Genomic DNA, 13,120 nt, shown 5'->3' on the forward strand with positions numbered 1-13,120 from the left:
ATGGATAAACTGATCATTACCGCAGCGATCACGGGTTCGGTTCACATTCCCACCATGAGTGATTATCTGCCCATCACGCCGGATGAGATTGTGGAGGATGCGGTCAAAGCCTGGGAGGCCGGGGCCGCCATTGCCCACATTCATGTGCGCAACCCGGAAAACGGCCTGCCCGTGTCCGACCCGGACCTGTTTCTTGAAGTCCATTCCAAAATCAAAGCCCGGTGTAACTTGATCCTTTTGCCCACCACGGGCGGGGGCATGAACCAGACCACGGAAGAAAAACTGATTCCCATCAAAAAACTGCAACCGGAAATGTGCTCTTTTGACCCGGCGCCTTTCAACTTCGGCATCTTTCAGATCGCCAGCCGGTTCAAGGAATTCAAGTATGACTGGGAAAAAGAGTATCTGGAACTGTGCAAGAATGTCACCTTTCGCCCCACCTTTAATGACGATCTGATCTATGCCAGGACCTTTCTGGAAATCGACACCAAACCGGAATTCGAGATCTATGAACTGGGCCATGTGTCTTATGTGAAATGGCTCATGGAGGAAAATCTGGTAAAACTGCCCGTGCATCTGCAGTTTGTGTTCGGTCCCATGGTGGGATGGATGACCCCTTCGGTCAAACACCTGGTGCTGATCCATGACGAAGCCAAAGAGGTGCTGGGCGAAGAAAATTTCACCTGGTCCGTGGCGGCCGGGGGCAGGTATCAGATTCCCATCACTTCCACAGCCATGGCCATGGGTGCCCAGAACGTGCGGGTGGGGCTGGAGGATTCCGTGTATGCGGGCAAAGGCGTCATGGCCAAGGCATCTGCCGACCAGGTCAACAAGGTCAAAAACGTGGCAAAGGAGATGAGCCTGGTGCCGGCCACCTCGGATGAAGCCAGAGAGATGTTAGGACTCAAGGGGCTGGACAAGGTCAATTTTTAGATGATGGCCTAAAAACGTGAAATATAAGGAGGGATCATTGAACTACTCAGGTTATGCTTCAATCCATGCAAGACACATTCCTGACAAGGTTTGCCTGATCGAAAGAATGCCGGGAGAAGGGTCCCGGCGCACCTTTACCTGGCAGGAATTCAATGACGAGATCAACCGCACCGCCAATTACCTGGCAAAGGAACTGGGGGTGGAAAAAGGGGATTTCGTCATGCATCTCCAGAACAATTCCCTGGAGTGGATGGTTACCTATTATGCCATTATCCGCCTGGGCGCGATTGTGGTGCCGCTGAATTTCCGGTTCGAAGGCCCGGATATCCAGTATGCGGCAAAGGTGTGCAACCCGGATGTGTTCATCCTGGGTTCGGAATTTTTAGGCGTGGTGCAGCCGGTGCAGGACACGTTGACCACCATTAAACATTTTATCTGTGTGGGCACAGAGGTGCCCTCGGACATGACCGATTATGCGGCCATCAAAAATTATGAAAATACCGGGGATGCCATGGTGGAAGTGGAACGGGATCACGGTCTGGCCATGATGTTCACCTCCGGTACCACGGGCAAGCCCAAACCCGTGCTGCATACCCATTATTCTTTGAACAGCACGGCCGTGGGCAACGGCATGACCTATTTTGTACAAAAAGATGACAATTACCTGATCTTTCTGCCCCTGTACCATTCCGGGACCCTGTTTCTATGGGCCCCGTTCTACGCCACGGGTGCGGCAGGCACCATTATCAGGGATTTCAAGGATCCCAAATGGATCATCGAGGCCATCGCCGCAGAAGGGTGTACTGATACATTGTTTGTCGTGCCCATCGCCATTGCCATTCTCAATGCAATGAACAAGGGAACGATCCGGCTGGCGGATTATGATCTGTCTTCCTGGAAATATATGGAAGTGGGTGCCCAGCCCGTGCCGTTTGACATCATGAAGGAACTGGTGGAAAAACTGCCCTGCAAAGTGTCCAATATCTACGGCATCACTGAAGGCGGCGGCGGGGGAACTTTTAACCTGTATCCCGAGGATGTCCTGACCAAGCCGGGATCCATCGGCAAGCCCACGTTCAGCGTGGAAGCCAAAATCGTGGACCCCTTAGGCGAAGAACTGCCTGCCGGGGAGGTGGGTGAACTGGTGTTCAGAACTCCCCGCATGATGTATGAATATTATTCCAATCCTGAAAAAACGGCAGAGACCATAAAAAATGGTTGGCTTTACACGGGAGATCTATTAAAAAGAGACAAAGACGGGTATTTTTATATTGTGGACCGCATGAAAGACATGATCACCAGCGGCGGGGAAAACATCTATCCCGTGGAAATCGAGGATGCGCTCATGGATCATCCGGACATCGATGATGTGGCTTGTATCGGGTATCCGGACGACCGGCTGGTGGAAATCGTGATGGCCGTGGTCCAGCTCAAGGAGGGACGGCAGATGACCGAAGAGGATGTGATTGAGTTTGCCAAAACCAAGCTGTCCCTGTACAAAGTACCCCGGAAAGTGACATTTGATGAAGTCCCCAGAAATCCCACGGGGAAATTGATGAAACCCCAGCTCAGGCAAAAATATACCGGCCGTAAAGAGGCGTTTAAACAACTGGCATAAGTTCCGTCCGACCCAGGTTACCACCAGTGTGGAGGTAAAGAGCCCGCTGCTCTGATAACATTATATTTTTAAACTTTTTTTGGAAAGGAACAGACATGATGAAATTTCGCTTATCTTCAAGTTTACTGCTGGTTTTGACGGTAGCTGCCTTGATGATCATCGGCTCCGGACTGGCCATGGCCTCATCTCTGGACAAATGGAAACCGGATTTCGATCCCAGCGGGGCCAAGTACAAATGCATTGTTTCCAATGTGTCCACACCCGCTCTGGTAGGCACCCATGCCGGATTTGAAATGCGCGATGAGCTGTGGAAACGCACCAACGGCCAGATCTACATCGATTTCAAACCCCTTTCCATTTTAGGCGGCGAAGTGGAGGTGCTGAACATGCTCCAGATGGGGGCGATTCAGGGGATGGGGGTGTCTTCGGTGGCATCCACCAATTTAGGGCCCCGGTTCGGTATCGTCAACCTGCCGTTTTTAGTGGATTCCTTTGAAAAACTGGACAAATTCACTTCCAATGAAAAACTGTACGGTCATTTTTTGAATGCCATGGATCACCAGGGCATCACGGGTCTGGATATCACGGGATACGGCCATTATGGCTGGGCCACCACCGTGCCGGTCAGAAACATTGCCGATGCCAAGAAAGTCAAATTCAGAACGGCCGAAGCCGCCGTGAACCAGCTGTCCTACCGGAACTGGGGATTCAACCCGGTTGCCATGCCCTGGCCGGATGTGCCCGTGGCCCTGAAACAAGGCGTCATCACCGGTCTGGACCACACCCTGGCCGTGTGCTACCTGACCAAAAAATTTGAGGTGGCCAAATATTTTACCGAGATCAACTATGCCCAGGGGCTGTTTATCTGGATTTTCAACAAGGCATGGCTGGCCAGCCTGCCCGAAGATCTGCGCCAGACCTTTATTGCGACGGTCCATGATGTGGCGGCTGAGAACCGGAAAAGAACGGCTGTCTGGGAAGCAGAGAACAAAGTAGCAGCCCAGGGGGAAGGCGTGGAATTCATCCAGTTGCCGGAAGCGGAAATAGAAATTCTCAAAGACCAGAGCCAGCCCACCTATGAAAAATATGCCGAAGAAATCAACCGGCTGTATCCCGGAGATACCTATCGACCGGATAATTTCTTAAAAGAGGTGCAGGATTTTTTAAGCGAATAATATCGGATAGTTGACTGACGGGGAGGGCCTGTTTGTTTTGAGCAGGCCTGACTCTTTTATCAATCATTGAACCCGGAGTTGGTTATATATGCTTGGGAAAATACTGAAGAAACTGGATACAGCTGCCAGTCATTTTGAAGAATGGACCCTTTTCATTATTGTGATCACCGCGCTGATCGCGTTGTTTTTCAATGTGGTCCTGCGGTATGGATTTAATTATACCCTTGCCTGGAGTGAAGAGCTGGTGCGGATTGTGATTATTTACTCCACGTTTGTCGGTGCCAGCGTGGCTGTCAAGCAGCGGGCCATGATCCGGATTGACGCCGTGGTCCAGATTTTTCCCAGACTCAAAAAAGGCCTGACCTTTTATACCAATATCCTGATGCTGGTGTTTGCCGGGATGATGATTTATTATGGATATAAAATGACCCATCTCCAGCTTTTGACCCACCAGAAAACCATCATCATGCAGATTCCCCTGGTTATTGTATACGCCGTCATGCCGGTGACAGGCTTGATGGTGTTTCTCAGGACGGTTCAGGTGATGGTTCAGGATTTTACATCAAAATAAAAAGGGCCTTTTTCCATGCAGACAAATGATCTGATTATCCTTTGTGTTCTTTTGGGGTGCATGTTTACCTATGTACCCGTTTTTTTGTGTCTGTTTTTTACCGCGGCCATCGGGCTGATTTTTTTTCTGGACATGCCTTTGGGCCTTTTGATCCAGACCTTATTTCGGAGTCTGGATAACTTTTCTCTGGTGGTGGTGCTGTTTTTTATCCTTTGCGGCAATATCATGAGCAAGGGGAAAACCGTGGAAAAACTCATCAACCTGGCCAACGCCCTGGTGAGCTGGCTGCCGGGGGGCCTGGGCATGGCAGGGGTGATCGGATGCGGGCTGTTCGGGGCCATCTCCGGTTCCACTGTGGCCACGGTGGTGGCCCTGGGCGGATTCATGATCCCGGCGTTGATGAGAAACGGGTATGATGAAAAATATACCCTGGGGCTCATGACCACCTCCCCGAACTTAGGCGTGATCATCCCTCCCAGCATCAGCATGATATTTTATTCCATGATCAGTAATGTGTCGCTGGAAGGGTTGTTTATCACGGGGTTCATTCCCGGGCTGCTGATTATTTTATGTGTCTGTCTCTACAGCTGGCTCAAATACCGGAACCGAACCGATATCAAACGGCTGCCCGCCCCCAGAATGGGAGATCTGCTGGCGATTTTCAAGGAAGGGTTCTGGGCGTTGATGCTCATTGTCATCATCTTCGGCGGAATATTTTCCGGTATGTTCACGGCCAATGAGGCGGCCGTGGTGGCATCGGTTTATGCGCTGTTTGTGGAATATTTTATCTACCGGTCCATGAGTTTTAACGACATCAAGGATGTGACCGTGAGTTCTGCGGTTACATCGGCCACCTTGCTGCTGATCGTGGCATCGGCCACCTGTTTCGGCCGGTATCTGACCTTTGAAAATATTCCCAACCGGGTGGCCGAAGTGGTGGTCTCCACCATCCAGTCCCCGATTATGTTTTTACTGGCCATGAACATTCTTTTGCTGATCATCGGCATGTTCATGGATATTATTTCCGCCACATTGATTTTAGGACCGGTGTTTCTGCCGCTTTTAGGACCCTTTGGTGTGGATCCCATGCATTTCGGGCTGATCATGACCGTGAACCTGGCCATTGGATACTGTACCCCGCCCATGGGGGTGAGCCTGTTTATCACCGGGGCGCTGGCCAAGCGGGATATTATTTATGTGTCCCGGGCCATATGGCCGTTTCTGGTCATCCAGATCGGTGTGTTGTTCTTTTTGACCTATTTTCCCCAGGTCGTTTTGTTTCTACCCCGGATGTTCGGATACAATTAACCCATAAAACGATCCGTTGCAGCGTCCGCCGCCAACCGGGCGGCGGGCGCTGGCTTATATGCCTTTGCTCATGATGTCGGGATTGTGGCGCAGCCGCTCCTGAATCCCTCTGGACACGGTCCAGTGCTGTTCAAATTCATCCCAGAAATCTTTGTTCTCATCTTTCCAGTTGTCACCGAAACGCAGATCAAAGTGATCCCCGAGTTTATCAAACAGCAGCTTCCAGGTGGGCTTTCCCTGTTTTTGCGCATCCATGAATTCTTCAATCAAGGTGTCCAGATCACTTAAATGCTCTTTGGACAGATAGGAAATCGCGCCTTTTTTGATGGACTCGATCAACGCCTGGGGATTCATGGCATTGGCCGTGAGCATGATGGCCGGGATATCCCGCTGGACGCATTCTTCCAGAAGTTTGATGCCATTGACACCCATAATGTCCAGGATCGCCAGATCATACCGGGTGTTGTAAATTTTTTCCGACGCGGTTTTATAATCGGTGGCGGAATCCACGGTGGCTGTATCCAGAATTTCCTGAATGGTTTCAATGATATCTTTTTCATCATCCACTGCCAGAATATGCTTGTTTTTTAAAAAAGATTTGGCCATGAGCATTTCTCCTTATAAACTTTATATAAAAAGGGTATTATAGGTATTTTATTTTAAATATTTTGTCTAAAAACGTTCAGGATAAAATAAAATTAACTTATCATGGAAAAGTCCTTAATTTTTATAAATTACTTAAATTTGCATGGAATGTCAATAAAGAACATGCACTTCAAATAATTGAAAGCAGGTGAAAATCCGGTTGCAGATTCTGATTGTAATCGATAAAGTAAGCATGAAATATCAGGCACGCAACACGGATGAATCATCCATTCACAGGACCGGGAAGGGGTCATGATACCATTTGCAAAAAAAATTGTCACGTTTTCAGATATCGCTGTCATCGCTGAACGTCTTCGTGGGGAGGGGAAAACCATTGTCTTTACCAATGGATGCTTTGATCTGGTCCATGCCGGGCATGTCACATATCTGTCAGCCGCCGCTGAATTGGGGGATGTCCTTATTTTAGGGCTGAATTCCGATGTGTCTGTCAAAACCATCAAAGGAGAAAAGCGTCCGGTCATCCACCAGGATCAGCGGGCCATTGTGGTGGCGGCTCTTCAGATGGTGGATTATGTGGTGCTGTTCGATGCACCCGATCCGTTGACTTTGATTGAAAGGGTCTGCCCGGATGTGCTGGTGAAAGGGGCGGACTGGGCGGAACATGCCATTGTGGGCGCGGATGTCGTCAAGGCCAAAGGCGGGCGGGTGGCACGGATCGATCTGGCGCCGGGTATTTCCACCACAACCATTATCCAGCGCATCGGCGCATTGTATGGCAGGGAAACACGGTGAGATCTTCTTCTTGTCCAGGAATGACATTTCCCCATTTATCAGCCTGCTCACATCTGGTCCACGGGGTGTTTCCCCGCAAAGGCGGGGTGAGTCTGCCGCCCTTTGATTCACTGAACGTGGGGTTCAGCACGGGAGATGATCCGGCCGCAGTCATAGAAAACCGGCATCGGATTCTGTCATGGTTACAGATGCCCCGGGCCGTTTTTTTAAACCAGGTCCATGGCAAAGAGGTCCTGGTGCTGGCCGGAGACGAAAAAATCGATGCAGATCTGTTCTGGGAACCGGGTCATCCTGCAACCGGAAAGGCGCTGACTGCGGATGCCGTGGTCACCGATCTGACCCAGCTGGCCCTGGTGATCCAGGTGGCGGACTGTCAGGCCGTGATGCTGGCGGATCCTGAAAAAAAAGTCATTGCCAACGTACATTCCGGATGGCGGGGAAGTGTGAAAAATATCATCGGGCAATGTGTGGATGTCATGATCGAGCGATTCGGGTGTGATCCAAAGCAAATTCTGGCGGGGATTTCACCCTCTTTAGGTCCCTGCTGCGCCCAGTTCATCCATTATCAAAAAGAGATACCTGAACGGCTGTGGCAATATAAATCTCAGGATCGGCCGTATTTTGATTTCTGGGCCCTTTCTTTTGACCAGTTGACTGCCAGAGGCGTGACCCCGTCCCATATTCTGAACATGAACCAGTGCACCCGGTGCCGTGCGGATACGTTTTTTTCCTATCGAAAGACCCGGCAAACCGGGCGGTTCGCCTGCGCCATCGGTTTGATCTGATGCATGAAAAGAATGGCGGAGCAGGGGCTTTTTCACGTTGACTTCGCTGAAAGCATATGATATTTGCACACAGATAAATTGATCTTTGAACAGCTATTGACCGCTTGCTAAACAAGGCATTTGATGAAAAAAGAAACCGGTAAAACCATCAGAGAATTAGGCTATTTTGCCAGCCTCGGCATGTCCGTGGCCCTGTCGATTTTTATCGGTCTTGGCCTGGGTCTCTGGCTGGATAAGAAATTTGATACAAACCCGGTCCTGATGTTTGTGGGATTGATCATCGGGATTATTGCCGGATTCAGTAATATTGTCCGGGCCGGGAAAAAAGGAAAAAATTATTAAATGCAGGACCTGACAAAAATTGTGGATATGGTCACAAAATGCAACTGGCTGCTGTTGATTCTCGTTGCCATGGTGTCGGTGATGATCACTGCCACCTCGTTTTATCTGGGCGTGGTGGCCGGCGGATTGATTGTGGCCGTCAATTTTCATCTTTTGAAACGTACCATCCAAAAGGATATCCGACCCGAGAAGGTCATGGAAAAAGGACGGTCCCTCACGGGGCGTGTCCTCATAAAGTATTACATCCGGTTCGTTGTCAGCGGTCTGCTGATTTTTCTGCTGATATCGAATCACGTCGTTCATCCGCTGGGGCTTCTGACAGGTCTGTCAGTGGTGGTTGCAAGCGTGTTCCTGGTGACAGTGCTTGTGGTGACAAGATTATATTTTAAGGAGGCGGTATAAGGTGGAACATCCGTATTTATTTCTGACATCTGTATTTGGACTGTTTGGATTGGAAGAATGGGCGGCAAGTCATCCGCATGTGACCTATATGTGGCTGGCCATGCTCATTTTAATCATTTTCGGCTGGCTGGCGGGCAAAAGCGTATCTCTGGTGCCTGAAACCGCGCAGAATGTGTTTGAAGTGCTGATTTCCGGCATGGAGGAGTTCGTGGTCAGTATTACCGGAGAAGAAGGCCGTAAATCCTATCCATTGCTGATTACCATTTTTCTTTTCGTGCTGGTGGGCAACCTCATGGGACTGGTGCCGTCCCTGTATCCTCCCACGGCCAGTGTGAATACAACCATGGCCCTGGCATTGATCGCAGTGGGATGGAGTCATGTGGTGGGGGTCTGGCATCACGGGTTCAAATATATCAAGCATTTTCTGGGACCGGTTCCTTTAATGATCCCTTTGTTTCTCCCCATTGAGCTGATTGCCCACATGGCCCGGGTTCTGTCTCTGACCTTTCGTCTGTTTGGAAACATGATGGGGCATGAACTGGTGGTGCTTATTCTTCTGATGCTGGGCGGCATGTTTCTGGCACCGTTGCCCGTGATGGCCATGGGCGTTTTCGTGGCCCTGGTTCAGGCGTTCGTGTTTTTTCTTTTGTCCACCATGTATATTGCCGGTGCCATTGAAGAAGCGCATTAATATGTTTTTTTTGCGGGAAATGGAAGAAGCCCGTTTGGTATAACGTCACGTTTGTTTAACTTTTAAGGTAAGAAGGAGTCAAAAATGGAATTTCTTGTAGGTAGTGTATGGGCTGCAGGTCTGGCCATCGGTATTGCGGCATTTGGTTGCGGCATCGGACAGGGCCTGGGTTTGAACGGCGCAATGAGCGGTATTTCCAGAAACCCGGAAGCAGCCGGTAAAATTCAGGTGAATATGCTGATCGGTCTGGCTCTGATCGAGTCTCTGTGTATTTATGCACTGGTTGTGTCCCTGATCCTCATGTATGCGCATCCGGCACTTCAGGCTGCGACTGCTGCGATTGGCGGACATTGATCCGAATCACAGAATTTAACATGAAATAGTTCAGCAAAAAGGTGCAGGGCACAAGTCCTGCACCTTTTTGTTTTTTTGCTCAAGGAGGAAAAAGATGCATCAGCCAACCATTGAGTTTTCAGCTGTATCCGATGACACGGCCCAGCATTCGAGACGGTTTTACCGGGTGCCGGTCAATGACGATTCCGTTGTTTCTTTTTTCATCTCTGATATCGGCCACAGGGTATCAGAGATCAGCCAGACGGGGATTGGCCTTGTTCTTGAGAACAACCAGACCTTTGAAGTGGGAGAACGCCTGGATGCCTGCCGTTTGCATTTTGATGATATCCGTTTGAACGATCTGACCGGGCGGATTGTCCATTGTTCTCCCCATGAAGATCTCTGGAAATTCGGCATTCAGTGGATTGACATGAGCGATTCACAAAAACAACAGATGCAAAGCCTGTTTTCCAGACTGAAAAAACAGGTGCTCGCATCGATACCGCCGTCAATGCCAAAAGAAGCAGGCAGAGAAAAATGAGTCAGAAAAAAGATATTATGGGAAAAATCCTGGCATGTGATGACGGGGACGATGAAAATCTGACCCGGGAACTGGATTGTCTGATCTACCGCAGTGATCCCGGAGACACTGGCGACGATGCGTCCGCACCCGGCCCCCCGACGGATTCCTGGAAAGTGACCAAAGACAATGTATCCGTGCAGGTATGGGAGAGCAGCGGCAGAATCAGATTACGCCTGTCGTTGGGAAAAGGCCGGCTGATCTCCATGAAACAGATTGCCGGTATTGCCGTGGATGCGATTGTCAAAGAGTTGAAAAAGGAGGATTCGAGGTGATTATCGTCTGTCCCAAATGCAGTAGAAAACACAAAGTCAGTCCGGATGCAGTAACGCCGTATATTCAATCGGGTAAAAAGCTGTTTGCCACGTGCAAGGCCTGTAAATACCGGTTTCCGGTCTTGATGAATACCCTGGGCGATCTGGAAAAAAAAGCCGGCCAGCCGATCTTGGAAACCAAGGCCCGGGCCAGAAAAATCTGTGTGACGTTGAGCAAAGGCGGCGTCGGGAAAACAACCACATCCGTGAATTTAAGCTGCGGCCTGGCCATGAACGGATACCGGGTCCTGCTGGTGGATACGGATACCCAGGGCCAGTCAGCGTATATGCTGGGGAAAAAACCGGGCGCGGGCCTGACGGAACTGCTCACCGGAGAACTGACACCCAATGAGTGCATTATTGAGGCCAGGAAAAATCTGTGGCTTCTGGGCGGGGGAAAATCTCTGGCCGGGGTGAAGCGCATCATTGACCGGAAAAGTTATGGTGCCGAATGGGCCCTGTCTGAAGCCCTGTCAAACCTGGACACCCAGTATGACTTTATTATCATGGACACGGCCCCTGGATGGGATCAGTTGATTGTCAACGTGCTGTTTTATGCCACCGAGGTTCTGGTGCCTGTGGCGTTGGAAGTGATGCCCCTTCATGGGTTGTCTGAATTTTTAAAAAGCCTGGGGTCCATCCAGCAGTACCGCAAGGAGATCGAGCTTAAATACATTGTGCCGACATTTTTAGATACCCGGATCAAGGGGCCCCAGACCCTTCACAGTGAATTGAAAAGATTGTATCCGGATCAATTGTGTGCCCCGATTCACTACAATGAAAGCCTGGCAGAGGCCCCGTCCTTTGGCAAATCGATTTTTGAATTTGCGCCCGGATCCAGGGCCTCAGCCGATTATCGGGAGCTGGTAAGAAAAGTCAGCATGAATGACAAGGCCTTTTCTTAAAAGCCGATATCACAACCGGGAAATGTCTTCGGTGGTGATCACTTTGATTTGATGTTTCTCCAGAATTTCAAGGGCTTTGTCATGGTCGTCGAACCGGAAAACCATGATGGCGTTCTTGCACTGGGGATTGGCAAACGCATACATATATTCCACATTGACATTCTGCATCCACAAAGGATCCAGCACCTTGTTGAGCCCTCCGGGTTCATCCGATACCTCCACGGCCAGCACCTTGGTTCTTCCCACGGTGAATCCTTCTTTGCGCAGCGCCTGTTCCGCTTTTTCATTGTCGTTGACAATGAGCCGCAGCACCCCGAAATCCGTGGTGTCGGCCAGGGACAGTGCCCGGATATTCACATCCGCATCCCTTAAAATAGCGGTGACTTCCGCCAGACGACCTTCCTTGTTTTCAATGAATATGGATATCTGTTCGGCAAGCATGTCAGTCTCCTTTTTAAAAGTTCCGTTTATCAATGACCCGAACGGCTTTGCCCTGGCTTCGCTGAATGGTTTTGGGTTCCACCAGCATGACCCTGGCGGTGACGCCCAGCATCTCTTTGATATCATGAGCGATTTTGTTTTCCATGGTCTGAAGGCTTTTGATGTCGTCACTGAAAACCTTTTCGTTGATTTCCACTTTCACGGTCAGGGTATCCAGATTTCCTTTTCGATCCACTTCCAGCTGGTAATGGGGGCGGATCGTCTGATTTTCCATGAGCACGCTTTCGATCTGGGACGGAAACACATTGACTCCCCGGATGATCAGCATGTCATCCGTGCGGCCGGCCGGCTTGGTCATGCGGACAAAGGTCCGGCCGCAGGCACACGGGGTCGGGTTTAGAGAGGAGATGTCCCGGGTGCGGTACCGGATCACGGGAAACGCTTCTTTGGTCAAAGAAGTGAAAACCAGTTCTCCGGATTCGCCATAGGGCAGGACCTCACCGGTTTCCGGATCAATGATTTCCACAATAAAATGGTCTTCGAACACATGAAGCCCTTTTTGTTCTTCTTTGCATTCAATGGAGACCCCGGGGCCGATGATTTCACTGAGCCCGTAAATATCCACGGCTTTAAGATGAAGCTTGGATTCCAGTTCCTGCCGCATGTTTTCCGTCCAGGGTTCTGCGCCGAAAATCCCGGATTTGAAAAACAGATCCTTGAAATCCACCCCCATGTCATCGGCCACTTCCGCCAGATGTAGGATATAAGACGGGGTCCCGCATAAAATCGTGGGTTTGAAATCTTTCATGATCGTGATCTGGCGTTTGGTATTGCCGCCGGAAACCGGAATCACAGACGCCCCCAGCCGCTCCGCCCCATAGTGGGCACCTAAGCCGCCGGTGAACAATCCATAACCAAATGCGTTGTGGATAATGTCCCCGGCACCGGCACCGGCCGCAGCCAGGCTCCGGGCCATGAGACTGGCCCAGGTATCCACATCCCGGCGGGTATATCCCACCACCGTGGGCTGGCCCGTGGTGCCGGAAGAGGCGTGGATTCTCACCACCTGCTCCATGGGAACGGCAAACATGCCGTAAGGATAGTTGTCCCTTAAATCCTGCTTAACGGTAAAGGGGACATGTTGCAGATCCTTAATGGACTGGATGTCTTTGGGGGTAATCCCTGCGTTGTCAAATTGTTGCCTGTAAAACGGCACCGTGGCGTAAACACGGGCAATGGTCGTCTGTAACCGCCGCAACTGAATGGCTTCCAGGCCCTCCCTGGGCATGGTTTCAAAATCAATATCAAAAATGGGCATGGGGGT

General features: G+C 50.4%; 17 protein-coding genes. 14 read left to right on the forward strand and 3 right to left on the reverse strand.

The genetic code is table 11. The features are described from left to right. From K365_RS0107660 to K365_RS0107680, 5 genes are all read left to right on the forward strand, one after another. Complete coding sequence (locus tag K365_RS0107660) at positions 1-933, forward strand: beta-keto acid cleavage family enzyme (protein WP_024334115.1); 933 nt, start codon at positions 1-3, stop codon at positions 931-933. A 37-nt stretch (positions 934-970) separates the two neighbouring features. After that, on the forward strand, positions 971-2,551 hold the full coding sequence (locus tag K365_RS0107665) for a class I adenylate-forming enzyme family protein (protein WP_024334116.1): 1,581 nt from the start codon (positions 971-973) through the stop codon (positions 2,549-2,551). Between the two features lie 95 nt (positions 2,552-2,646). Next, a complete protein-coding gene (locus K365_RS0107670; RefSeq protein WP_024334117.1) occupies positions 2,647-3,726 on the forward strand; it encodes a TRAP transporter substrate-binding protein in 1,080 nt (359 codons plus the stop codon). Between the two features lie 88 nt (positions 3,727-3,814). Beyond that, entirely contained in the window at positions 3,815-4,297 is a 483-nt protein-coding gene (locus tag K365_RS0107675) for a TRAP transporter small permease (protein WP_024334118.1), read from the forward strand. A gap of 15 nt (positions 4,298-4,312) precedes the next feature. Continuing rightward, on the forward strand, positions 4,313-5,605 hold the full coding sequence (locus K365_RS0107680; protein ID WP_024334119.1) for a TRAP transporter large permease: 1,293 nt from the start codon (positions 4,313-4,315) through the stop codon (positions 5,603-5,605). A gap of 54 nt (positions 5,606-5,659) precedes the next feature. Here the strand turns inward: K365_RS0107680 and K365_RS0107685 are convergent, their stop codons facing one another. Next, complete coding sequence (locus K365_RS0107685; protein WP_006965736.1) at positions 5,660-6,211, reverse strand: response regulator; 552 nt, start codon at positions 6,209-6,211, stop codon at positions 5,660-5,662. A 291-nt stretch (positions 6,212-6,502) separates the two neighbouring features. Here K365_RS0107685 and rfaE2 point away from each other — a divergent pair, with 291 nt between their 5' ends. From rfaE2 to K365_RS0107730, 9 genes are all read left to right on the forward strand, one after another. Beyond that, on the forward strand, positions 6,503-7,003 hold the full coding sequence (gene rfaE2 / locus K365_RS0107690; RefSeq protein ID WP_024334120.1) for a D-glycero-beta-D-manno-heptose 1-phosphate adenylyltransferase: 501 nt from the start codon (positions 6,503-6,505) through the stop codon (positions 7,001-7,003). Then, positions 7,000-7,788, forward strand: coding sequence for a peptidoglycan editing factor PgeF (pgeF, locus tag K365_RS0107695; RefSeq protein ID WP_337833237.1), 789 nt, complete (start codon positions 7,000-7,002; stop codon positions 7,786-7,788). The genes rfaE2 and pgeF overlap by 4 nt, the downstream gene beginning before the upstream one ends. 123 nt (positions 7,789-7,911) lie before the next feature. Continuing rightward, a complete protein-coding gene (locus K365_RS0107700; RefSeq protein ID WP_006965733.1) occupies positions 7,912-8,130 on the forward strand; it encodes an AtpZ/AtpI family protein in 219 nt (72 codons plus the stop codon). Next, the gene (locus K365_RS0107705; RefSeq protein WP_006965732.1) at positions 8,131-8,532 is read left to right on the forward strand and encodes an ATP synthase subunit I; all 402 of its coding nucleotides are present in this window, start codon (positions 8,131-8,133) and stop codon (positions 8,530-8,532) included. It abuts the gene before it with no gap. 1 nt (position 8,533) lies between these two features. After that, the gene (gene atpB, locus K365_RS0107710; RefSeq protein ID WP_024334122.1) at positions 8,534-9,223 is read left to right on the forward strand and encodes a F0F1 ATP synthase subunit A; all 690 of its coding nucleotides are present in this window, start codon (positions 8,534-8,536) and stop codon (positions 9,221-9,223) included. Positions 9,224-9,307: 84 nt separating this feature from the next. Beyond that, the gene (atpE, locus tag K365_RS0107715; RefSeq protein WP_006965730.1) at positions 9,308-9,577 is read left to right on the forward strand and encodes an ATP synthase F0 subunit C; all 270 of its coding nucleotides are present in this window, start codon (positions 9,308-9,310) and stop codon (positions 9,575-9,577) included. Positions 9,578-9,671: 94 nt separating this feature from the next. Next, on the forward strand, positions 9,672-10,097 hold the full coding sequence (locus K365_RS0107720) for a PilZ domain-containing protein (protein ID WP_024334123.1): 426 nt from the start codon (positions 9,672-9,674) through the stop codon (positions 10,095-10,097). After that, positions 10,094-10,411, forward strand: a complete 318-nt coding sequence (locus tag K365_RS0107725; protein ID WP_024334124.1) for a hypothetical protein — start codon at positions 10,094-10,096, stop codon at positions 10,409-10,411. The genes K365_RS0107720 and K365_RS0107725 overlap by 4 nt, the downstream gene beginning before the upstream one ends. After that, a complete protein-coding gene (locus K365_RS0107730; protein WP_024334125.1) occupies positions 10,408-11,355 on the forward strand; it encodes an AAA family ATPase in 948 nt (315 codons plus the stop codon). Before K365_RS0107725 ends, K365_RS0107730 begins: the two co-directional genes overlap by 4 nt. A gap of 9 nt (positions 11,356-11,364) precedes the next feature. On the opposite strand, the gene K365_RS0107735 is transcribed toward K365_RS0107730, so the two are convergent. Together K365_RS0107735 and K365_RS0107740 are read right to left on the reverse strand one after the other, a co-directional pair. Continuing rightward, a complete protein-coding gene (locus K365_RS0107735) occupies positions 11,365-11,796 on the reverse strand; it encodes an ACT domain-containing protein (RefSeq protein WP_024334126.1) in 432 nt (143 codons plus the stop codon). A gap of 13 nt (positions 11,797-11,809) precedes the next feature. After that, positions 11,810-13,114 (reverse strand): phenylacetate--CoA ligase family protein, encoded by a 1,305-nt coding sequence (locus K365_RS0107740; RefSeq protein WP_024334127.1) that lies wholly within the window; start codon positions 13,112-13,114, stop codon positions 11,810-11,812. Positions 13,115-13,120: the final 6 nt, after the last annotated feature.

The organism is Desulfotignum balticum DSM 7044, assembly GCF_000421285.1.
Lineage (GTDB): Bacteria > Desulfobacterota > Desulfobacteria > Desulfobacterales > Desulfobacteraceae > Desulfotignum > Desulfotignum balticum.

What these genes read in the sequence shown, in the direction of transcription:
- K365_RS0107660 (WP_024334115.1), top strand. Translation starts at nt 1, where the DNA reads ATGGATAAACTGATCATTACCGCAGCGATCACGGGTTCGGTTCACATT.
- K365_RS0107670 (WP_024334117.1), top strand. Translation starts at nt 2,647, where the DNA reads ATGATGAAATTTCGCTTATCTTCAAGTTTACTGCTGGTTTTGACGGTA.
- K365_RS0107675 (WP_024334118.1), top strand. Translation starts at nt 3,815, where the DNA reads ATGCTTGGGAAAATACTGAAGAAACTGGATACAGCTGCCAGTCATTTT.
- K365_RS0107680 (WP_024334119.1), top strand. Translation starts at nt 4,313, where the DNA reads ATGCAGACAAATGATCTGATTATCCTTTGTGTTCTTTTGGGGTGCATG.
- K365_RS0107685 (WP_006965736.1), bottom strand. Translation starts at nt 6,211, where the DNA reads ATGGCCAAATCTTTTTTAAAAAACAAGCATATTCTGGCAGTGGATGAT.
- rfaE2 (WP_024334120.1), top strand. Translation starts at nt 6,503, where the DNA reads ATGATACCATTTGCAAAAAAAATTGTCACGTTTTCAGATATCGCTGTC.
- K365_RS0107700 (WP_006965733.1), top strand. Translation starts at nt 7,912, where the DNA reads ATGAAAAAAGAAACCGGTAAAACCATCAGAGAATTAGGCTATTTTGCC.
- K365_RS0107705 (WP_006965732.1), top strand. Translation starts at nt 8,131, where the DNA reads ATGCAGGACCTGACAAAAATTGTGGATATGGTCACAAAATGCAACTGG.
- atpE (WP_006965730.1), top strand. Translation starts at nt 9,308, where the DNA reads ATGGAATTTCTTGTAGGTAGTGTATGGGCTGCAGGTCTGGCCATCGGT.
- K365_RS0107720 (WP_024334123.1), top strand. Translation starts at nt 9,672, where the DNA reads ATGCATCAGCCAACCATTGAGTTTTCAGCTGTATCCGATGACACGGCC.
- K365_RS0107725 (WP_024334124.1), top strand. Translation starts at nt 10,094, where the DNA reads ATGAGTCAGAAAAAAGATATTATGGGAAAAATCCTGGCATGTGATGAC.
- K365_RS0107735 (WP_024334126.1), bottom strand. Translation starts at nt 11,796, where the DNA reads ATGCTTGCCGAACAGATATCCATATTCATTGAAAACAAGGAAGGTCGT.
- K365_RS0107740 (WP_024334127.1), bottom strand. Translation starts at nt 13,114, where the DNA reads ATGCCCATTTTTGATATTGATTTTGAAACCATGCCCAGGGAGGGCCTG.